General features: G+C 43.9%; 22 protein-coding genes. 10 read left to right on the forward strand and 12 right to left on the reverse strand.

Features of this window, described 5'->3' with window-relative positions:
* Positions 1–87 precede the first annotated feature (87 nt).
* The 5 genes from A8C56_RS21925 to A8C56_RS21950 all read right to left on the reverse strand — a co-directional run bounded on the left by A8C56_RS21925 (position 88) and on the right by A8C56_RS21950 (position 4,536).
* Positions 88–912, reverse strand: coding sequence for an SDR family oxidoreductase (locus tag A8C56_RS21925; protein WP_067760706.1), 825 nt, complete (start codon positions 910–912; stop codon positions 88–90).
* Positions 913–939: 27 nt separating this feature from the next.
* On the reverse strand, positions 940–1,614 hold the full coding sequence (lptC, locus tag A8C56_RS21930; RefSeq protein ID WP_071609356.1) for an LPS export ABC transporter periplasmic protein LptC: 675 nt from the start codon (positions 1,612–1,614) through the stop codon (positions 940–942).
* A 58-nt stretch (positions 1,615–1,672) separates the two neighbouring features.
* On the reverse strand, positions 1,673–3,052 hold the full coding sequence (locus A8C56_RS21940; protein ID WP_245645643.1) for a hypothetical protein: 1,380 nt from the start codon (positions 3,050–3,052) through the stop codon (positions 1,673–1,675).
* Positions 3,045–3,773 carry a type III pantothenate kinase gene (locus A8C56_RS21945; RefSeq protein WP_067760710.1) on the reverse strand — a complete coding sequence of 243 codons (729 nt, stop codon included), beginning with the start codon at positions 3,771–3,773 and terminating at the stop codon, positions 3,045–3,047. Before A8C56_RS21945 ends, A8C56_RS21940 begins: the two co-directional genes overlap by 8 nt.
* Positions 3,774–3,870: 97 nt before the next feature.
* Positions 3,871–4,536 (reverse strand): LON peptidase substrate-binding domain-containing protein, encoded by a 666-nt coding sequence (locus A8C56_RS21950; protein WP_245645645.1) that lies wholly within the window; start codon positions 4,534–4,536, stop codon positions 3,871–3,873.
* Between the two features lie 381 nt (positions 4,537–4,917).
* On the opposite strand from A8C56_RS21950, the gene A8C56_RS21955 reads away from it, so the two are divergent.
* Positions 4,918–5,712 (forward strand): glycosyltransferase family 2 protein, encoded by a 795-nt coding sequence (locus A8C56_RS21955; protein ID WP_245645647.1) that lies wholly within the window; start codon positions 4,918–4,920, stop codon positions 5,710–5,712.
* 62 nt (positions 5,713–5,774) lie between these two features.
* On the opposite strand, the gene A8C56_RS21960 is transcribed toward A8C56_RS21955, so the two are convergent.
* The 4 genes from A8C56_RS21960 to A8C56_RS21975 all read right to left on the reverse strand — a co-directional run bounded on the left by A8C56_RS21960 (position 5,775) and on the right by A8C56_RS21975 (position 8,678).
* The gene (locus A8C56_RS21960) at positions 5,775–6,494 is read right to left on the reverse strand and encodes an RluA family pseudouridine synthase (protein ID WP_067760715.1); all 720 of its coding nucleotides are present in this window, start codon (positions 6,492–6,494) and stop codon (positions 5,775–5,777) included.
* A gap of 53 nt (positions 6,495–6,547) precedes the next feature.
* Positions 6,548–7,462, reverse strand: coding sequence for a pseudouridine synthase (locus A8C56_RS21965; protein WP_067760717.1), 915 nt, complete (start codon positions 7,460–7,462; stop codon positions 6,548–6,550).
* Positions 7,463–7,571: 109 nt separating this feature from the next.
* Positions 7,572–7,946: a Spy/CpxP family protein refolding chaperone gene (locus A8C56_RS21970; RefSeq protein ID WP_067760721.1), complete on the reverse strand. Its 375-nt coding sequence runs from the start codon at positions 7,944–7,946 to the stop codon at positions 7,572–7,574.
* A 27-nt stretch (positions 7,947–7,973) separates the two neighbouring features.
* On the reverse strand, positions 7,974–8,678 hold the full coding sequence (locus A8C56_RS21975) for a hypothetical protein (RefSeq protein WP_067760723.1): 705 nt from the start codon (positions 8,676–8,678) through the stop codon (positions 7,974–7,976).
* A gap of 149 nt (positions 8,679–8,827) precedes the next feature.
* Between A8C56_RS21975 and A8C56_RS21980 the strand changes: the two genes are divergently transcribed.
* Positions 8,828–9,667: a metallophosphoesterase gene (locus tag A8C56_RS21980; RefSeq protein ID WP_067760725.1), complete on the forward strand. Its 840-nt coding sequence runs from the start codon at positions 8,828–8,830 to the stop codon at positions 9,665–9,667.
* 37 nt (positions 9,668–9,704) lie between these two features.
* On the opposite strand, the gene A8C56_RS21985 is transcribed toward A8C56_RS21980, so the two are convergent.
* Positions 9,705–10,400 (reverse strand): YjjG family noncanonical pyrimidine nucleotidase, encoded by a 696-nt coding sequence (locus A8C56_RS21985; RefSeq protein WP_067760727.1) that lies wholly within the window; start codon positions 10,398–10,400, stop codon positions 9,705–9,707.
* Positions 10,401–10,666: 266 nt separating this feature from the next.
* Between A8C56_RS21985 and A8C56_RS21990 the strand changes: the two genes are divergently transcribed.
* Positions 10,667–11,542: a UDP-2,3-diacylglucosamine diphosphatase gene (locus A8C56_RS21990; protein ID WP_067760729.1), complete on the forward strand. Its 876-nt coding sequence runs from the start codon at positions 10,667–10,669 to the stop codon at positions 11,540–11,542.
* Positions 11,508–12,491 (forward strand): glycosyltransferase family protein, encoded by a 984-nt coding sequence (locus A8C56_RS21995; protein WP_067760731.1) that lies wholly within the window; start codon positions 11,508–11,510, stop codon positions 12,489–12,491. The genes A8C56_RS21990 and A8C56_RS21995 overlap by 35 nt, the downstream gene beginning before the upstream one ends.
* A 107-nt stretch (positions 12,492–12,598) precedes the next feature.
* On the opposite strand, the gene A8C56_RS22000 is transcribed toward A8C56_RS21995, so the two are convergent.
* Both A8C56_RS22000 and A8C56_RS22005 read right to left on the reverse strand, forming a co-directional pair.
* On the reverse strand, positions 12,599–12,844 hold the full coding sequence (locus tag A8C56_RS22000; RefSeq protein ID WP_067760733.1) for a Fic family protein: 246 nt from the start codon (positions 12,842–12,844) through the stop codon (positions 12,599–12,601).
* A gap of 157 nt (positions 12,845–13,001) precedes the next feature.
* On the reverse strand, positions 13,002–13,511 hold the full coding sequence (locus A8C56_RS22005; protein WP_067760735.1) for an SRPBCC family protein: 510 nt from the start codon (positions 13,509–13,511) through the stop codon (positions 13,002–13,004).
* Between the two features lie 257 nt (positions 13,512–13,768).
* Between A8C56_RS22005 and A8C56_RS22010 the strand changes: the two genes are divergently transcribed.
* From A8C56_RS22010 to A8C56_RS25200, 6 genes are all read left to right on the forward strand, one after another.
* A complete protein-coding gene (locus A8C56_RS22010) occupies positions 13,769–16,540 on the forward strand; it encodes an outer membrane beta-barrel protein (RefSeq protein ID WP_245645923.1) in 2,772 nt (923 codons plus the stop codon).
* A 264-nt stretch (positions 16,541–16,804) separates the two neighbouring features.
* Positions 16,805–17,506: a hypothetical protein gene (locus A8C56_RS22015; RefSeq protein WP_067760739.1), complete on the forward strand. Its 702-nt coding sequence runs from the start codon at positions 16,805–16,807 to the stop codon at positions 17,504–17,506.
* Between the two features lie 221 nt (positions 17,507–17,727).
* Complete coding sequence (gene recA / locus A8C56_RS22020; RefSeq protein WP_245645649.1) at positions 17,728–18,729, forward strand: recombinase RecA; 1,002 nt, start codon at positions 17,728–17,730, stop codon at positions 18,727–18,729.
* A 134-nt stretch (positions 18,730–18,863) separates the two neighbouring features.
* A complete protein-coding gene (locus A8C56_RS22025) occupies positions 18,864–19,193 on the forward strand; it encodes a DUF6686 family protein (protein ID WP_067760742.1) in 330 nt (109 codons plus the stop codon).
* Positions 19,194–19,256: 63 nt separating this feature from the next.
* Positions 19,257–20,489 (forward strand): trans-sulfuration enzyme family protein, encoded by a 1,233-nt coding sequence (locus A8C56_RS22030; RefSeq protein ID WP_067760743.1) that lies wholly within the window; start codon positions 19,257–19,259, stop codon positions 20,487–20,489.
* Between the two features lie 165 nt (positions 20,490–20,654).
* Positions 20,655–21,338, forward strand: coding sequence for a protein kinase family protein (locus A8C56_RS25200; protein ID WP_245645651.1), 684 nt, complete (start codon positions 20,655–20,657; stop codon positions 21,336–21,338).

Genomic DNA, 21,338 nt, shown 5'->3' on the forward strand with positions numbered 1-21,338 from the left:
ACACTGTGCAGGAATGAAATTCCGGGTACGGTTTTACGGTTTCTTTTGCAGAAACCGGGGTGGAATCTTAAAAAAACGCAAAAGCGGCTATTGATCCAGGAAAAGGTCGGTATACAGTTCCTGACCGGGCATTATGGCATACTGACTGAAATCTGTAATTCCTTCTGCCAGGAGCACTTCTTCATCTGTAAAACAGTTTCCGGTACAGGCACGCGGATCTTTCTGTAAAATATAAAAGGCAGCATCTGCAACAATTTGTGGTGAACGGCTTCTGTTGGCCAATGCCTGCCCGCCTAAAAGATTGCGGACCGCGGCTGTATCAATAGTGGTTCTGGGCCATAAGGAATTGGCTGCTATAGGAACCTCTTTAAATTCTGCAGCCCATCCCAGAGTAAGCAGGCTCATATTGTATTTTGAAATAGTATAGGCCACATGCGGCCCCAGCCATTTTGCATTTAAGTTTATGGGAGGGGATAGCGTTAAAATATGTGCAGTTGCTGATTTTTTTAAATACGGCAGTGCCGCTTGCACCATCAAAAAGCTGCCCCGTACATTTACCTCCTGCATCAGGTTATACCGCTTTAGGGGTGTGGAGGCCGTATCTGTTAAAGAAATGGCGGATGCATTATTAACAATGATATCAATTCCACCGAATGCTTCTGCTGTTGCTGCGATAACATTTTTCACCTGCTCTTCATCCCGCACATCACAGGCCACGGGGAGCGCCTTTCCCCCCGCGGCTTCTATTTCCTTGGCAGCGGAGTAAATAGTGCCGCCCAGCTTTTCGGTTTCTACAGTTGATTTTGCGGCAATAGCAATATTGGCGCCCTCCCGGGCCAGCTTCAGGGCGATTGCTTTTCCAATGCCCCTGGTGGCACCGGAGATAACGGCGGTTTTGTTGTTGAAGATCATAAGGGGAAGTTACAAAATCGGCAACATTTATTTTGCAGGACGCTGAGCCGGTGCGGCTGGGGTGCTATCCTTAACAGGTGGTGTCATTGGAGTGGCTGGTCCTTTATGACCGGAACTGTCTGCCTGGCCGGTACCTTCTCCCTGCCCGGGCAGGTCATTTTGGCCGGGCTGTACCTGCCCGTGCCCGCTTTTGAATTTTACATTCTTAAGATCCTGAGTTGCTTCCAGGCCCTGATCGCCCTGTAAATGCTGGGCCTGTGAATTGTATTTTGCCGGCTTATCGGTATAAAAAAGTTGTTTGTTCTGGTCCCACCAGAGATCCTGGCAATACAGGGTATCTCCTTTTATGGAAATGACCCGCACACTGTCGCGCAGGTAGATCATATTTAAAGATTCCATGTATTTCCCATATTTGCTGTCCAGCTTGCTGTCCACCTTTGCACTGTCATTATAGAAGTCTACGTGAAGGGTTTTGGGAAATTCTGTATACAGGGTATCTGCCTGAACTCTGAGCATTACGGGCGCTGTTAGCCGGGCCTTTATTTTACCGCCCTGGGAAAGATAGCCTTCCACTTTAACGGCCCTGTCTGTCATGGATACTTTTTTATTCAATGCATTGATCTCTTCCTGTGAGTTTTCGCAGGAAGAAAGAATAAGCGCAGCGCTTACTGCAAAAAAATATGTGCAACCGGCTTTGAGCACCTTCAGTTCTTCGTTTCGCGAAGATAATGGTAAAGAATCAGAAAGAATTTATAAGGTGTTACATGCTTCTTCTTTTCCCAAACCAGAGATCTGTTAAGGAGAAACCAACCGTAACCCGATAGGCATTTTCCTGCAACGGGTTTTTATTATTGCCGCGTTTAAAATACTCAAATGCCAGGTTAATGATAGAGAGCTGGCCTGCTGCCATTTGGTTATGATTGGCAAGCGGAAGCCCTAACCCTGCTGTAATGCCATAAGTGGGCAACTGGTTACCATTAAATTTAATATAATCCGGTCCGGTATAAAAGCCAAGACGGTAAGAAACATTACTGAAATAGCTCTTTTTTCCAACAGGAGTAAACTCTGCGCCCACTTTTAACTTCCAGTTATTGGTAACTGCTGAATCCGGGATCCCGTTAACGGTAAATTCCCGCCAGTTGGTTGAGGTAAAATCTGCTCCGAACAGCCAGCCGGCTTCCGTTGCTGTCTGGTATTTTTGCAGCACAAACCCTGCAGTAACATTAGTGGGGTACACAATATTACCTTTTTGATTTGTTTTGGAATAGGAACTATCGGGTGTGGCGGAAGTATAATTAACGCTGCTGGTTGTAATATCAGCCGAGGTATTGATGGTCTGTTTCCAGTTTCCGTAGGCTCCCAGGCCCAGGTATAACCGGTTGCTTAGCTTGCCATAGTACTGGATACCGGCATCTGCATATAACTTGCCCAGCCCGGTTTTGCTTTCCCAGGTGCCCGTTGCATAATACGTAGAGTCATTATAAAGGGATCGCGTTGTAGTAAAGTCCTGAGAGCCAAACATATATCCTCCGTTTACCCCCAGCGCAATGTACTGCTCCTTTCCTACTTTAAATTTAAAGCCTGTTCCTAGCGATGCAAGGTATAAACCTCCATATCCCTGGAAATTAGTTGTTGCGGAATCTATAAAGTTCCCGGTATTTTCATCGTAAAGTTTACCGGACTGCTGAATATTATAGCTGATCCTGTTCAGGGGCCTTAAGCCAAAAGCAAGCCCCCAGTTACGCCGGAGGGGCAGCCCAACGGAAACACGGTTGAACAGCAGGTTGGCAGATGTAAATCTTGACTGCTGTGTATTGTCAATAATGGTGCGGCCCTGCCCTTCTATACCGATATCCAAAACCACACGGCCCTGTATCTGCTTTTTGGTACCCATTTCTGTTATGGATTGAAAGAAAGAATAAGAGGCCGGATTGGCATAGTTAACTGTGCCGGGGCTGCTGTAGGCAGCAGAAACACCTCCCATGCCTCTGCCGGCAGCGCTGGAGGAGGATATTTCATCCCCAAGCGCATACCTGGAATAGGGAGAATTATCCTGGGAATAGGATAAAAAGTTTATACCTGTAAAACAAATTGCCAGGGCAATATATTTCACGGGGCCAACGTTCAATTTTCTAAGCATTGTTAACTTCACTAATAGCATATAGGCCTTTAAAGATTAATTCAGGGTCGGCAAATATCCTGCTTTTCAGGTGTGATGCCAAATGTTGCAAATCGCCACCGGTTAATACCACGTTAAAGTTGTCAAATTTTTCCTCATAAGCGGCTATAAAGCCGTCAAGCTCATAAGCCATTCCCAGAATCACACCGGATAAAATATTGGTTTCCGTGTCATAACCCATTAAGGGAACATCCGGTTGGGGAGTTATAAGGGGCAATTGAGCCGTATAATATTGTAACGATCGTAATCTCATTTCCAGCCCTGGTGAAATAGACCCGCCTATCAGTTCTTTGTATTTATTAACGAAATTGGTAGTGATGCAGGTTCCTAACCCTATGAGCAGCAGGTTTTTATCTGGATAAAAGTGTACCCCGCCGGCGGCTATTGCCAGACGATCGGCCCCAATTGTTTCCGGTTTTCCGACAGGAGTGGTTATGGGCAATTTTGAGCGGTAGCTAAGCAGATGGAACCGGGTTCGGTCCTGTAAGATTGTTTCTATTTCCGGATTGTGATGAATAACAGAAGAAAGAATGGATTTTTTGGGCTTATAAGTGTCAATCAATGACCGGATGGTGCCGCTTGTGTCATCCTGTAACACCAGCGTTTTTACAATTTCATTTCCTTCAAAGATGGCGACTTTTTTCCGGGTATTGCCAAAATCAAAACAAAGTGTGGATGACATGATGTGAAAGTAAGTTAATTTTTAAAACGAGTAGATGAAGTGTACCAAAGTTTCCGGTCTTGGGTCAGTGCCGGATTGTTTTTCAAATACTATAGAATTATTTTATATTAAACCCGTTCAGGTTCTTAAAATGGCCATTCATATTAATTCTGGCCTTTAACTGGTTCATTTTTTCAAAAACCGGCAGCGTCCTTTCAAAGTGGCGTTTCAGGTACTCCTGGCGCTGGCGCTCATGCGTTAATTGCAGCAGTTCATACTCCTCATAAAGGGTCAGCCCGGAATGATGTGCGATATCGTATGCATTCAGCGCTTCATCTTCTTTTTTAAAATCTTTTTTGACCTGTAAATAGCTATGTAACTGCCGCATTTGTTGTATCAGTTGTTTCATTACCCTGGGATTGCCCTGGAAGTTGTTTTCCGGATAATTAACAATAGCACCGGAATATAATTTTTCCGGAATATCTTTTATTACCTCGAGTATCTTAAAAAGATCAGTACCCCTTGTTATAATATCCATTTCCCCGTTTTCGTAGGTTTTGGCAACTGCTTCCACATACACCAGCAATCCGAAATCCTGTAGCCTGTTATCCATGACCACCGGAATGCCGAATGGTTTTTTCAGCGCCACAGATTCTGTAATTAATTGTTGATACCGGGGTTCAAAAATGTGAAGATTGACCTGCTCATCAGGGAAAACAACAATTGATAACGGGAATATAGGTATAAAATTGGTCATACTTAAAAAACGATGTGAAATTTTCAACTCAAACCTACAATTAAAAATTTTACACACCAAGGGAAATACCTGCCGCCGTATATTGCCATGCCGGCAAAAATTTATGTATTTTACACTATTTGTTGTTTATTTATAATCAAATAGGTGACAATTATTTAACAAAGATACTTGTTGTATATTTTAATAATTTTGTGCCTTCAGTGATGCAGGGTATGGCATCTTACTATTATGAGGTATTCTGAAATAGTTATCAGTAATTTTTAATCTGCAAAAAAATCATTTGAATTTTTTACAAACTTTATTTGCATGACGGAGGGGCTGAATGTAAAATATCATCAATGCGAAAATAAAAAAAACGAATGCTTTTCCATATTAATCCCTTCATGGAATAATTTAGAATTTTTAAAATTGTGTATTGAAAGTATTCGAAAAAATTCGACCTATGCGCATCAGATCATTGTTCATGTAAATGAAGGGAGCGATGGCACGCTCCAATGGCTTCAGGAACAAAGCAGTATCTGCTATAGCCATACCTCTCAGAATATAGGCATCTGTTATGCGCTTAACATAATGGCTGAGATGTCTACCACCAATTATATACTTTACATGAATGATGACATGTATGTGTGCCCGGAATGGGATAAACATTTACTGGAAGAAATCAATAGTATTGGTCATCATTTCTTTTTTATCTCAGCTACAGCAATAGAGCCTGTACCCCAAAGCAGATGCAGCATTAAAGGAGATTTTGGAAAGGATATCAAAAGCTTTAACGAAGAAAAACTGTTAAAATCATATGCCGGCCTACCCAAGGAAGACTGGCAGGGCGCTACCTGGCCGCCCAATGTGGTTCATAAGAGCCTTTGGGCTCTTGTTGGAGGATATAGCATAGAATTTTCTCCGGGTATGTACAGCGATCCTGACTTTTCAATGAAATTATGGAAAGCGGGCGTTCGCTATTTTAAAGGAGTTGCCCGGAGCCGGGTGTATCATTTTGGCTCCGTTTCTGTTAAGAGAGTTAATAAGAACGGAGGGTATTATACGTTTATTTCAAAATGGGGCCTTACTGCAGGTACTTTTTCAAAATACTATTTAAGGCGGGGTCAGAAATTTGATGGTGAATTAGCTGTTCCCGAAAAAAAATTGTACCGATCTGTCAAGTCTTTATATAAAGGGGTTGTTGCTATTTTTCATAGGAAGTAGCCTATAGTTCATAGCAGATGGTTCATGGAATTTCACAGGATGCTGTTTTAAATCCGTAAATTTTAGCGGCTTCTTTTTTCTAACTGCTGTAAGGTGGCCTTCAGATCTTTATGCAATGGGGCGGTCAGCTCTATTGTATTGCCCTGTAGGTCATTGATCTTTAGCCGGGATGCATGCAGTGCCAGGCGGTTAAGAAGCGGCCGTTCCTCCGGTTCGTTTTTTGACAGGTTGAATTTGCTTTTAAAGGACGATAAAAAAACGGGCCTGCCATCGCCATAGATGGCGTCGCAAACCAGCGGGTGCCCTATTGCTTTTGCGTGTACGCGGATCTGGTGCGTACGCCCTGTGTGGATCCGGAATTGCATCCAGCTGTAGATCTTAAAGTTTTTCAGCACTTTAAAATCCGTTAAGGCCTGTTTGCCTCTTTTGTGGATCAGCATAGTGCCGCGTTTAACTGTATTTTCCGCAATAGGCGCATCAATGCTTCCTTCCTGTTCCACGGGAGCACCCATTACAAGCCCGTTATAAAGCTTAACTGTTTTTCTTGCTTCAAATTGCAGGCTGAAATGTTTATGCGCTTCTGCATTTTTTGCAAAGATGATCAGACCGCTTGTTTCCCGGTCCAGACGGTGCACCGTAAAAATTTCATTGAATTTTTCCAGCAGCAGGTATTTTAGGGATGGTTCTTTCCCTTCCCTGTCCGGTATTGAAAGCAGGCCGGAAGGTTTGTTCAGGGCAATAAGATCATCGTTTTCAAAAAGGATCAACTCCTGCAGCTTCATTTTATCTTATAATTGTATGATAATTGGTACAGCAATAATGACCGGGCGCGTTTTTATTTTTTTCCCTTTCCAAAAAACTTAAGATTGCGGATTTCTTTTTCCTTAAGAAAACGATACTTTCCCCTTTCAATATTCTTTTTGGTAAGCCCTCCGAACATAACACGATCCAGGTGCTTTACTTCATACCCAAGAGATTCAAAGATGCGCCGGACAATGCGGTTGCGGCCACTATGGATCTCAATGCCGACTTGTGTCTTATCTTTTGAATCAGCGTAAGCCAGTACATCAACCGGGGCCGGCCCGTCTTCCAGCACAACACCCTGTACTATTTTATCAAAGTCTTTTTTTTCAAGCGGCTTATTTAATGTAACTGCATACACTTTTTTTATTTCATTGCTGGGGTGTGTTAATTGCTGTGCCAGTTCTCCGTCGTTTGTGATCAATAAAACGCCGGAGGTATTGCGGTCCAGCCGGCCGACAGGGTAAACTCTTTCTTTTGTAGCATTTTTTATGAGATCCAGTACAGTCTTCCGTTTTTGAGGATCATCGGTGGTAGTAATATAGTCTTTGGGTTTATTGAGTAAGATATAGACCAGGTTCTTTTCCGGGGTTACTTTTTTACCATTTGCCGTAACTACATCATTGGGCTGCACCTTATAGCCCGGGTCCCACACCACAACCGCATTTACTTTTACTTTTCCTTCTTTAACCAGTTCCGCGGCATCTCTTCTGGAACAGAGACCGCTGTGCGCCAGGTATTTGTTCAACGGCATCTGAGCTGTCTGGGTTGCTGCCCTGCGCTCTATCTTTGGGGCTTCGGCAGCAATTCTCGCTGCTGCTTTTTTTTGCTCAAAATATGCAGCGCGTTCCTTTTTGTATTGGCGCTTTTCCTGTTTAAAGGCTTCCTTTATTGCTGCATTGCTTTTTTTATGCGCAAACTTTTCAAAACGGGGATCAACTTTTTTCATGATTTCTATTTTTCAACAGTAATGCGCAAATATCGCCTAAAATCAAAAGCCATCCTAATAAAGATGGCTTTTGATCTATCTGGTAAACTAACTAATAAGAAAAAGGTATTTAAGAACCGGAATTACCTCCTCTTCTACCACGCATTTCTTTCATTTTGGCATCCAGCTTTTCAGATTGCTCCTTGGTCAGTATTTTGTCGCGTGCTTCTTTTTGTGCCATACGGATCTCTTTCATTTTATCCTTTTTCTGGTCTTCAGAAAGGGAATTGTCTTCATGAACTGCCTTCATTTGCTTAAAACCGTCTGCATCCAGCGCTTTCAGTTTGTCTTTTTGATCCTGTGTAAGGTTCAGGTCGTTATAGAGTGCTTCGCGACGATTTCCCATTTTTCCATGCCCGTTGCCCGCGGAAGCGCTGTCCTGGGCGTAAGTGGCGGAAACACTAAAAAGGGTTACAATTGCTGCAATTAAAAACGTTTTTTTCATTTTTTTACTTTTAAGTTAAAGGATTATTTAATTAATAAGGGGTTGTGTTTGCCGGCTGTCCGGGTTCCTCCGTTGCTGCCTTTGTTCGGGTGTTAAAAGCGCTTTGCGTTGCTGATGCAGCTCTTTTTTCAAAGCGGCTAATTGCTCTTTTTTTTCATCTTCAGAGAGCGCAGGGTTCTTTTTTACAGAGGATGCTTTTTCTTTAAAACGGGCGTTCAGGGCCTCCATTTTTTGCTGTTGCTCCTGTGTAAGTGACAATGTGCTTTTGGAAAAAGATGGGGTCTTATCAGGCAAGCCGTTCACATCACGGCTGCTATCGGCATGTGGATCTCTCTGATGAACCGTTACCACATCCCGGTTTTTACCGGCCGCTTTTCCCAGGACCTGCTCTTTCCATATTTTTTGTTGCTCCGGTGTCAGAAGCGCATTTCTTTTTGCTGCCTGTTCTTTAAAAACCTGTTTCAGCGCTGCTTCTTTTTCAGCAGAAGTCAATTGCTGATTGTTGCGTATGTCTGTTATACGCAGCCGCTGCTGTTTTTGTAAACTGACCAATTTTTGCTTTTGTTCGGAACTAAGATGCAATTGCTGGTAAATCTTTAACCGGTCCGGATCTGGCTTATTACGCTGAATACCATCATTGGGCCTTGAGGGGATCTCCTGTGCGATGCCCTGGCTGACGGCTATAAGAAACCCCGCAACAAAAAGCGATCTTATTTGAATAAATAAATGCATCTGCTATTCTTTTAGATGGGTTTTTGCTGAAAACCCTTTGCCTGTTCTGTTAAAATATTCATGAAACAGGTAGTTTGACACCTGCCGGGGCGAAAAGTTTAATATTCCGTTTGCAATTGTTGTTATAATGGCGACTAATTTTGCGCCACATGAACCGAAGGAAATTTTTAAAAAGCGCCGGTATCTTAGGTGGTGCAGGTGTGCTAACCGGTTTGTATACCTGGCAGATAGAACCCTTTTGGCTGGAGTTTACGCATGTTCCCATGAAAATAAAAAACCTGCCGGATACTCTGGCAGGCAAAACATTAATGCAGATCAGTGATATTCATATCGGTGAAACGTCACGGGATACTTACCTTAAGGAATCTTTCATAAAAGCTATGGAATATAAGCCCGATTTTGTGGCTTATACAGGTGATTTTATTACTTATACTGATGAAAGACAATTGGCGCAGCTGAACGAACTGATCCGGTACGCTCCAAAGGGAAGCCTGGGAACAACAGCCATTCTGGGCAATCATGATTATGGGAAACACTGGAAGAACAGCACCCTGGCCAATCAGATTGTGGCTGTTTTAAGAACGGTAAACATCCCGGTTTTGCGAAACGGGCAGCAAATGATCTCCGGCCTGAATTTTATAGGCATCGATGATAAATGGGGCACTAATTTTCATCCTAAGAAGGTGATGCAGCAATGGGATGCGTCTTTGGCAAATGTAGTCTTATGTCATAATCCGGATGTAATGGATCTGGATGTATGGAATGGTTACGATGGCTGGGTCCTATGCGGGCATACGCATGGCGGTCAGTGCAAGCCCCCTTTTTTGCCGCCACCGTTGCTGCCCGTGAAGAACAAACGCTATACATCCGGGAAGTTTAATTTTGATGACGGCCGCACCATGTATATTAACCGCGCCCTGGGATTCACCTGGCAGGTGCGTTTTAATGTACGGCCGGAGATCACCATCTATCAGTTACAGCAGGCCTGACCAAGGCTACCCTGCAGGCGGCCTATGGCTTTCCGGATCAGAAAATATGTTCCAGCTCCTTTAAAGAATATACCGTGTAGGTAGCCTTAAACTCCGGTGCTTTATTTACATGGTTAATATAAACCTGGTCCAGGCCGGCGTTTGCAGCACCAATAATATCCGCCTCCAGGTCATCGCCCAGCATAATACTTTCTTCTTTTTTAGCGCCGGTTGCATTCAATGCAAAATCAAAAATTGCCTTGTGCGGCTTCAGGCTGTTGGAGCCCTCGGAAGTGATCACCTTATTAAAATAGTGATTGATTTTTGAGTGGCTGATCTTATGATGCTGTACTTCCTCAAACCCGTTGGTGATCAGGTGCAGTTGGTAATTTTTTGCGGTAAGGTAATCCAGTATTTCCTTAGCATAAGGAAACAGGGTGTTACGTGTGGGAAGCATTTCCAGAAAGAGCCTGCTCATCTCCTGTGCCAGTTGTTCATCGCCGATTTTAAAGTCCAGCAGAGATAATTGCATTCTTTTAACGCGCAGCTCCGCCTGTTTTATAAAGCCATTGCGGTAGCGCTCCCATAGTTTCATATTATGCTGCAGGTATTGACGGTAAAAACGTTCAAAATCATCTATTCCCCGTTCTTCCAAGTCAAGTGTTTTGTAAAGCGTCTGTAAAGTCAGCTTCGCATTCGTATCAAAATCCCACAGGGTATGATCCAGGTCAAAAAAAAGATGCTTGTATTTCATGAGCTGCAAAATACGAAAAGCAGGTATGATTTCACGGAAAGGTGAACAGTAAGCAGAGAATAGCGAGTAGCGAGTAGGTAGCAGGGCACTCAATGCTGAATGCTAAAAGCTGTTCTCTATTGCCCATTCACAGATCAACACTTCCTCATTCCTTATTTTAAATTTATTATTTTTTATTCCTCCATGAGGCCATCGGTAATATAATTATAACATTCCGGTAATACGGGCGCAACATTCATTTAGGAATTTTGATAAACACATTTTAAATGTCTCAGCGCCGTGTTGAAATAGCTGTTGTATCAGATCTTCACCTGGGCACTTATGCCAGCCGCGCCAGGGAGTTTACTGCTTACCTCAAAAGCATTGACCCACGCATATTAATCTTAAACGGGGATATTATAGATGGGTGGCAGTTTAATAAGCGTTATTTTCCGCCGGATCATATTGCCGCTATTAAGGAGATTTTCAGCAAGCTTACCTGGGGCACAAGGGTTATTTATATAACCGGTAATCATGATGACTGTATGCGCCGGTATTCAGACCTGGAGGTGGGGGGCTTTCTGCTCACGGATAAAATTGTTATTGAGATCAATGGCAGGAAAGTATGGATCTTCCATGGAGATGTATTTGATCATACCACAACCCGGCAGGCAAAATTCTGGGGAAAGCTGGGTAGCAATGGCTACGCCATTCTGTTGGGGTTTAATAAATGGGTCAATGCCGTTTCTCATTTCTTTGGAAAGGAAAAGCTATCGCTTTCAAAAAAGGTCATGGAGCAGTTTAACAAACGAATCGTAAACATTGATGCTTTTGAAAATAAAATAGCAGCACTGGCCATTGAAAAAAAGTTTGACACGGTGATCTGTGGGCATATTCACCAACCTCAGAAAAAGGAAGTGGTTACGGAAAAGGGAAAGGTTGATTACCTGAATTCCGGTGACTGGATGGAACACCTGACTGCGCTGGAATATTATGATAACGACTGGCATTTATACGCCTATAATGAAAAAGAAATGAAAACAGAACGCGCAGTTAAAGAGCGGCCCAATGCCTCTGTAATGACCAGCGAAATCGCTTTTTATCTGCACGCACTTTCAAATACCAGTAATGAAGATTTTTTACGCCATTCAGGCCACCGGTAACGGTCATATCAGCCGCGCTATGGAGCTGCTGCCTTATTTAAAGGAGTATGGAGAGGTAGATATTTTTTTAAGTGGCAATAACAGCAACCTGAAGCTGGATGCACCTGTAAAATACAGGAGCAGAGGGTTAAGCCTGTATTATACCTGCAATGGCGGACTGAATTACTGGCAGATCGCAAAACAGGTAAACCCTATTTCATTGAGAAAGGAAATAAGGGAATTGCCGTTAGAGAACTATGATTTTATTATTAATGATTATGAATACCTTACTTCGGCTGCCTGCGGACAAAGGAATCTGAGCTCTGTAAACTTTGGCCACCAGGCAAGTTTTCAGAGCAATAAAGTGCCGAGGCCTGCTGTCATTAGCAGATCCGGGGAGTGGCTGCTAAAGCATTATTCCAGGAGCAAGCGCTACCTGGGATTGCATTTCCGGCAATATGATGATTTTATCCTTACCCCTGTTATAAAAAAAGAGATTCTTGAAGCAGACCCGAAGGATAAAGGATACATTACTGTTTATCTGCCTTCTTACTGCGATAAGGAGCTGACTGATGTTTTTTCTAAATTTAAAGAGCACCGTTTTGAAATTTTCAGCAGGCAGGCTGCGGGGATCAGGGAAGCGGGTAATATCCGCTTTCTTCCGGTTAATAAACAATTGTTCAATAAAAGCCTGATCCATTGCACGGAGATCATTACCGGTGCCGGGTTTGAGACACCTGCTGAAGCATTGCATCTTGGTAAAAAAATTATGGCCATTCCCATACGCGGGCAATATGAGCAATGTTGCAATGCCGCAGCCTTAGAGGAAATGGGTGTAATGACGCTTTCCCGGATTGATGACAATTTTGAACAGCAGTTTGAAAAATGGCAGCAGGAATACAAGCCTATAAAAATGGATTACAGCCAAACCATTCCGCAAAGTATGGAGCGGTTGTTCGCATCCGTCTAAAAGCCCACGGAAGCTACTGATAAAAGATCAGTAATTTATTTTACCTTACGGTATACGGTTGTTGTTTTATCCCCTGATTTTTTTAGCAGTCCATTGTCCGCGGCAGCTTACTGATCCCTGCTGGCTGAGGCGGTTGACAGGTCTTTGAAATGTTGTAAATAATCTTTACGGGAAAACGGGCTTTTTACCTGTTCCAGGAAAAGCTGTATGCGCTGTACCTGGGTTAACCGCTTAGAAGTCGCTTGCAGCAAATCATCAAGGACTTTATCAATGATGCTTAGCATGTATTCAATAAATCGTGTAGACTTTCCTTCTTTATCAGAGGCGGTTAGCCAGTACCAGGCAATGTGCATTTGCAGCCCCTGTCTTTTCTGATATAGCGGCAACAAGTGCTAATATACGGGGAGTTATTTCGTAAGGAGGTTTCAATTTGATACTATCAAAATTAAAATGTTTACAGCATACACAGATAGGCAGAAGCGCTGTTGATGAATATGGCGCTCCGGCCTGTTAACTTTTATTCCTGTAATAGCAGTAATGATCATTTTTGCTCAATAAAGCAGTTCCTGCCCCTGCTTCTGCAAATTCCTTTAGTATACGGTTCCGTTCCATTAAAAACCGGGTAAGATAGCGCCTCATTACGGATGCATCAACCAGCTTTCCCAAAATACCGAATGGTGATTGAAAACGGAACACATCTTTCATCAGCGTTCCCTCAGCTACAGTGCTGAAAAAATGATCGTGTTTTATGAATTTAAACGCTCCTTTTACCTGCTCATCCCTGAAATGGAACGGCCTTTCATAAGCTGTAATTGCCGAAGTTAATTTTTGCCGCACTCCAAAATGAGTAGCCTGCCAGGTTACTGTTTCCCCTGCTCCGATGAGGCCTTCGGTCCTGCCCGCAACGGCTTTTTCTTTTGTTCCGGCAGTGGACAGGGTGTGCAGGTCAATGCTCCGCGACAGATCAAAGCAGGTGAATATATCTGCTTTGATAACTATTTCCAGCTCAATAACAGGCATACGGTTTTAAAAATAGATAATATTTATAATATATTAAAGATGCCAATAGGGCATGACACTTTTATAGCCTGTAAGCGCCCGGTTTATGCGCCATGAGTCGAAAAAATGTTATACATCCGGTACAAACTTAATGATCCGTCCAGCTTTCACGAAAAATATCATAAAAACCTGTAACATTCTTTTAGTTTTTGCGTGTAACAGGTATGCAAACCATAAATAGACCCTTGCTAAAGTGCTTAAGGCTGATTGTTATAGTGATGATTTGTACTGTGGGTGGTGTACATGCACAGGGTGTTGTAACCGGCAAACTGATTGATTCTGCTACACAAAAGCCATTGTATATGGCTACTATTACTGTTTTTAAGGCAGCTGATACCACAGTGGTTACTTATCGTTTGAGTGGTCAAGACGGTGCGTTCCGCATTCCGGGGCTTTCTGAAGGAGTACGCTACCGGGCCATTGTTTCCTTTACGGGTTATGGGGTGTACCGCCAGGAATTTCAGCTGGCAAATGGCCAGGCCACTCATGATATGGGCACCATCCTGATGCAGCCGGATGCCAAAGACCTGGATGAGGTGCTGGTGGTGGCGGAACGCCCGCCAATGGTTATCCGCAAAGATACCGTAGAGTTTAATGCTAATGCCTTTAAAACGTTGCCGAATGCGCTGGTGGAAGACCTGCTGAAAAAATTGCCGGGTGTACAGGTAGATAAGGACGGGAATATTACAGTAAACGGCAAGCGGGTGAACCGCATACTGGTAGACGGAAAAAACTTTTTTGGAAGCGACCCCAAGATGGCATCAAGGAATTTACCTTCAAACGTCATTGATAAGGTTCAGGTTACGGATGATAAGGACGAGCTGCTGCAAAACGGGGATGATAACCTGAACAATGTAGGCAAGGTGATCAATCTTACCTTTAAAAAAGGGGTAAAGAAAGGGCTTTTCGGAAAAGCCTATGCCGGCGGGGGCGGCGGTGAAAATGGCGGGCGCTTTGAGGCAGGTGCTATTGCCAATATGTTCCGGGACACCTTACAGGTAAGCCTTTTGGGCTATAGTAATAACCTGAACCGGCCGGGCTTTGGCTGGACAGACCTGATGCAGACAGGTGGTTTGCAGCGCAACCGGGATGTAAGCGGAGGTGGCAATAACAGCAGTAATAACAGCAATTTTGGCTCCAACATTATGATCAACGGCATCAATTTTGGTGGTATGTCGCGTCTGGGAGGTGTTACCACCAGTAACGGGCTGGGCTTTAACCTGAATCATTCGCCCAATACCAAAAAATCCTTTTTTGTACAATATTATTATGGCCGTGTGCACACCGATGTGGAAACAGATAACAGCACAAAAATAATAACGGGAGATACGCTTGTTACCAACACATCCCGCTACAATACCCTGCTAAAAGGAAATACACATACAATTGGTGCCGGTATGAACCTGAAACCGGATTCTGTAACGGCTATAACGGCTACGGTTACCTATATTACGGCAGGCGAAGATAACAACAGTACCAATGCCCAAACAGGAGTCAATAATTTCCTGGGCGACCTGAATAGCGGTAATGTACTTACAAACGGGTTTACTGATAATCATATATTGCGGGAGAATTTTTCGCTGACAAAGCAATCACGAACAAAAAAAGGGCGCCGTATTTCTGTTGCGCAGGGTATTAACTGGAACAAAAAGACCACGGATACCTATACAGACGGATTGATCCGTTATTTCCAGCCGTATCAACGCGACAGCCTTACCAATCAGCTAAGGCAGGAACCCGTTCCTGCCTGGTTTGCTTATGCAGGTGCCAATTACCGGGAACCGCTGGGTAATATTTTCTTTCTGCGGGCGGGGGTTCGTTATGAGTACGAGAACCTTAAAAATAACGTCGGTACCTTTGACAGGGAAAAGGCAGATCAGAAAGTAGACACCCTTAGCGGTGCCTTTTCCCGCACTGCTAACCGTTACATAGCCAATGCTGGTATTGAGTTTAAAAAGGGGAATCTGAGCATTACTCCCGGAATCAGGTACCAGTATCAGCAATTTGAAAACACGGTGTCCTATGTACCGGACCCCTCAGTGCAGAAATTAAGCAACTTTTTACCGCAACTGGAAATTGTGTATAAAAAACTGAACGTGACCTTACAGCGGAATGTACTATTGCCGGACTATAGTTACCTGATCCCTGTAAGGAATAATACCAGCATATATATAACCAATCTGGGCAATATTAATTTACTGCCGGCTACGCAAAACAGCATCAATGTGAACCTGAACACCTTTAACCCTAAAAACAACCTGAACGTTTGGAGCTGGGCAGAAGCTTCTGCTACAGATAATGATGTGGTGCAAAGCATTACCATGGACAATGGCATTCAGACCATTTTACCTGTTAACGCCAATGGAAGCCGCCGTATTGCCGCAAACTTCGGGCTGAACCAGGACTTTAAAAACAAAAAAAGCTTTACTTTTTCCTGGAACTTCGGAACCTGGACGCAATACCTGGTCAATAAATTCTTTTACAATCAACAGCTCAGTACACAAAAGCGGCTGAACAGCAATATATGGAGCAATCTGGGCTTTAACTGGAACGATAAGCTGGAGATCAATCCCGCTTATTCCTTCTCCTATATGAATGTAAAAAACACCAACCCCCTGTTTACCCCGCAAAGCAGTTTTGACCAGACAATCGGTACAGAGCTCATTTTCCGGTATATTAAGCATATTATTTTTGAAACAGAGGGGCGCTATCTGAATAACAATGCTTTTGCCAACCCGGAATACCGCAGCATGTTCATGTGGAACGCCGGCATCAACTTTACATTTTTTGCTGATGAGCGTGCCGTACTGCGCTTATATGCCAATGATATCCTGAACCAGACACGCAATACGGACATTGTGCCTTATCAGAATATGGTGCGCACCACATACAGTAATATCATCGGGCAATATTTTCTGGCAACTTTTACGTATAACCTGCGTCCGGCAGGTGCCAAGAAAAAAGTAGGTGGCGGCTGGTCTTTATGGTAGCTGGGTTTATTACTAATAAACAGTAAGCTTTTATTTTTTACCGGTTGGCCTGTAAACGCATTTATCATGTTATGGTGCGCCTTCCAACAATAACCGGCACCGGCCGTTGTTATCAGGAGTAGTTGAACAGGGAGGGCTTACATTTCTTAAGCAATGCCCGTTCTTGTCTTCCCTTATACCGGGGAGCCGTTCAAGTAACCGATCTCCACTGCAAAGGCCGGGAAAGAGAAGGGATTTCAGCCAGCTTCCCTTTATTTTTGCAGGATGGAATCCAAAATGGTTTTAGACAGTGATAATGAATTGAGGGAAACAATAGACCGGCAGCCAAAGGCCCAAAAGGTTATTGCAACCTTGCTGTCTTATATTTTTCACCCGGTTTTTATACCTGTTTATATTATCTGTTTCCTGCTTTTTACTGAGCCTTTTCTTTTTGTGGCGCTCCCGGTGAGCACAGAGGAAGTGGTGATCCGTGCTAAAATGCGCATCCTGCTGCAGGGATTGATCAATTATACCTTCTTTCCGTTAGTGACCGTTCTGCTGCTCAAGGGGGTTGGTTTCATCAGTTCTATAAAACTAAAGGAACGGAAGGACCGCATTATTCCCTTTATTGCCTGCAATATCTGGTATTTCTGGATCTGGTATGTGTGGCGCGGCCTGGATGACATACCCCGGGAGTTGGTTGTTCTGGCTATGGCTGTCTTTATGGCTTCCTCTATAGGGCTGCTTTTCAATATTTATATGAAAATAAGCATGCACGGTATAGCGTTGGGCACAGCAGTTGCGTTTTTGTGTTACCTCGGCTTTGAATATGGCCAGGGTATGGGCTTTTATATTATTATAGCTTTGCTGATCTCCGGGCTGGTTTGCACTGCCCGCCTTTTATTATCGGATCATACCGCCAGGGAAGTGTACTGGGGCTTAGCCGTGGGAGTAATGGGCTTACTGATTGCGAATTTTGTGGTGTAATCTTTTATCTTTTCTCAGTTGTCCGCAGGAAGTTTATATATTGCCGGTTTTGCTTTAAAAAATACCGGTATTTTCCAGTACCTCCCTGCCAGCATAAAAAAATCCAATATTTTTAGTTTTATATTGCTAAATTTATTAGCTTTGCGTGTTAATAAGTTAATCGGGTTGGATTTAATGAAATTGTAATTTTGGTTATGGCTAAGACAGAAAAAACTACAGAAATGGACACAAACAATGAAAAGTTAAAGGCGCTTCGCCTTACAATGGATAAAATTGACAAGGATTACGGTAAGGGCAGTGTGATGATGATGAATGAGAAGACCGAAGTAAACCAGGAGGTGATCTCTACCGGGTCTATCGGGCTGGATACAGCTCTTGGTATTGGCGGCCTGCCCCGTGGCCGTGTTATTGAAATCTATGGCCCTGAATCCTCTGGTAAAACAACCATTGCCACTCATGTGATTGCGGAGGCACAGAAAAAGGGCGGTATGTGCGCCATTATTGACGCGGAGCATGCTTTTGACAGCAATTATGCAAAAAAATTAGGTGTAAATGTTGATAACCTGCTGATCTCCCAGCCGGATTATGGAGAACAGGCATTAGAAATCGCAGACCGCCTGATTCTTTCCGGTGCCCTGGACGTGGTAGTGATAGACTCCGTGGCGGCGCTGGTTCCTAAAAGTGAGCTGGAGGGTGAAATGGGCGACAGTAAAATGGGCTTGCATGCCCGGCTGATGAGCCAGGCTTTAAGAAAGCTTACAGCAACTATTTCCAAAACCAACACGGTTTGTATTTTTATTAACCAGTTACGAGAGAAAATAGGTATCATGTTTGGCAATCCGGAAACCACAACCGGAGGTAATGCATTGAAATTCTATGCATCGGTACGTTTGGATATTCGCCGGTCTGCACAGATTAAGGATGGCGACAGCGCAATTGGTAACCGTGTAAAGGTAAAAGTGGTAAAAAATAAAGTGGCCCCTCCTTTCCGCTCAGCCGAGTTCGATATCATTTTTGGAGAAGGTATTTCCAAAACCGGGGAGATCATTGATATGGGCGTGGAACTGGCAATTCTTCAAAAAAGCGGTTCCTGGTACAGTTATAATAATGATAAATTAGGCCAGGGACGCGATGCCGTAAAATCATTGCTCTTAGATAATCCTGAATTAGCGGCTGATATTGAAGCCCAGATCCGGGAAAAAATCCGGGAAATACAGGGATAAGTTTTTAAGATGGGTTAGTAAGTAAAGCGCTGTACATACAAGTACGGCGCTTTTATTTTCCGCATTGCGCAAATTATTTTCCCTTTTTTGAAAATAGTTGCTGACCATCCGGGGATATTTTTGAAAAAAAGCCCATGTGTACTTTTAAAACACTCTATTACGAAGAAGACGGCTACCTGATCTTTTGCAGCGAGTGCATGCATTTTCAACTGGCCTTTCAGACATCACTGCTTACATTAGCTGCAAGAGACCTGCATATATTGCACGCCCTGGTGAAAGAAAACTATGAATACCACTGCTTCGAACCGGTCCCTTACCGGAAAAACATTTATATTCCTACTCCGTTGGAGGGGTATGGAATGATCCTGGATCAGGCAGAGCTTGCACAATTGTTCCATTTATTGGAAACAGCAGAGGTCAATTATAAAGCAGAAAGCCTGCTGGAACTGTTTAAAACGGCATAACCGCACCATAGCATCCGCTTCCGTTTTTTGTTATTCGTTACCTTTAGCAAAAGTTGATCGATAATGAGTAACCATACCCCGCAATATTTTGAAGATTTTTGTTCTGCTGCCATACACAGCATCCATGATGAAGGAAGCCTGCACAGTCACTCCATCCCGGTTTACGCAACATCCACTTTTGTGTTTGACAGCGCAGAGCAGGGCATGAACCGCTTTGCCGGAAAAGAGCCGGGTTATATTTATTCGCGTTTTGCAAACCCTACCACTGCTGCAGCAGAAAAACTGATTGCTTCGCTGGAGGCCTTTGGTTTAAAGAACCAGGATGGACAGCCGCTTCAGCTAAAGGCCCTGCTGCATGCCAGCGGGCAGGGGGCGCTTGCTACCTTATGCTTCTCCTTACTGAAGGCAGGAGATGCGGTGCTAACCAATACAGCGCTTTATGGCGGTACGCATGAATTCTTTTCCTACCTTTTAGCAAAAGCCGGCATACAGACTTTATTTATAGACCTTACAGATAATGACGCGGTTGCTCTTGCTTTAAAACAGCACAATACGATAAAGCTGATCCATATTGAGTCTCCTGCCAACCCTACCATGGAGTGTACCGATATTGAAGCTATTTGTAAGCTGGCTGCTCCATATGGGATAAAAGTAAGCATTGACAATACTTTTGCCACACCTTATTTACAACAGCCCTTTGCTTTTGGGGTGGACTTTGTGTACCATTCTGCTACCAAATTTTTGAACGGGCATGGCACCGCCATTGGTGGCGCTTTGGTAGGCAGGGATATTGATCTTATGCAGTCCACCGCCCTGAAAACGTTTAAACTGCTTGGCGCCAACAGCAATCCCTTTGATGCATTCCTGCTTATTAATGGTATCAAAACACTGCCCCTGAGAATGCGGCAGCACAGTGAAAATGCCCGCAAGGTGGCTGAATGGCTGAGCAAACACCCCGCTGTAAAAAAAGTAAACTATAACGGGCTGGCTACCCACCCCCATTACGCCTTAAGCAAAAAACAAATGCGTTATCCCGGCGCAGTAATGAGCTTTGAACTGAAAAACGGGCTGGAAGCCGGTAAACGATTCATCAACCGGCTGCAAATGTGTACCCGTGCCGTTTCCCTGGGAACGGTTGATACGCTTATTTCTCACCCGGCGTCCATGTCGCACGCAATTATGCAGCCGGAGGAGCGCCTCAAAGCCGGTGTTACAGACGGGCTCATCAGGATGAGCGTGGGCATTGAAGCGGTTGAGGATATTTTAAAAGATCTGGAACAGGCGCTGGCACTGTAATGACATGGCATGTTTGTTGCGTTTGTAAATATCTGTATTTCAACAGACCATGAATGTAACGCTCAGATTTCACAAGGAGATCAGGGCATACGCACATTCTCCGTTTTTTAGGGGATAGTGGTTAACTTTATAGCTGTTTGGCTATTGACCTTTATTTACAAGAATATGAAGATTTCTAAACCCGTTGATGATATAGTAGTACGCATGCGTGAGTTTTTTACGGGCGATTCCACTCCGGAGTTTTTAAAAGAAGAGCCGTTCCGCTTAGAATTATACAGCTATGATCAAATGAAACAGCACGGGGCAGCTGTTGCAAAATCGCATGTTGTGGTTCAGGATCACCCGTCTGATAAGGTATTGGCCAGGCTTGCGGATAATGAAGAGGTCATAGGAAAAGTGCATGAGCTGCTGGCAGATGCGGTAAGCGCCAAGTTGCCGATTGTTCCGGCCAGTGAATGGTTCCTGGACAATTATTACCTTATAAAAGAGCAGATTGCGCTGGGCAGAACGCATCTTCCCAAAGGATACAGCGAAACATTGCCCATACTGGCAAAAGGAAAATCAGCAGGCTTTCCACGGGTGTATGATATTGCCCTGGAACTGATCGCGCATAGCGACGGCCATATCAGCCTTCCAAGCCTTTCTGCATTTATAGAATCCTACCAGACTGTTACTAAATTAACACTGGGCGAGCTGTGGGCCATACCCATTATGCTGCGCCTGGCAATCATTGAAAATATCCGGCGGATAGGATCACGCCTGGCACTGGACCGGCTGGATAAGAACGTAGCTATTTACTGGGCAGACCAACTGCTGGAAACGGCGCAAAAAAACCCAAGGACATCATAA

Source organism: Niabella ginsenosidivorans (assembly GCF_001654455.1).
In the GTDB taxonomy this organism is placed as follows: Bacteria; Bacteroidota; Bacteroidia; order Chitinophagales; family Chitinophagaceae; genus Niabella; species Niabella ginsenosidivorans.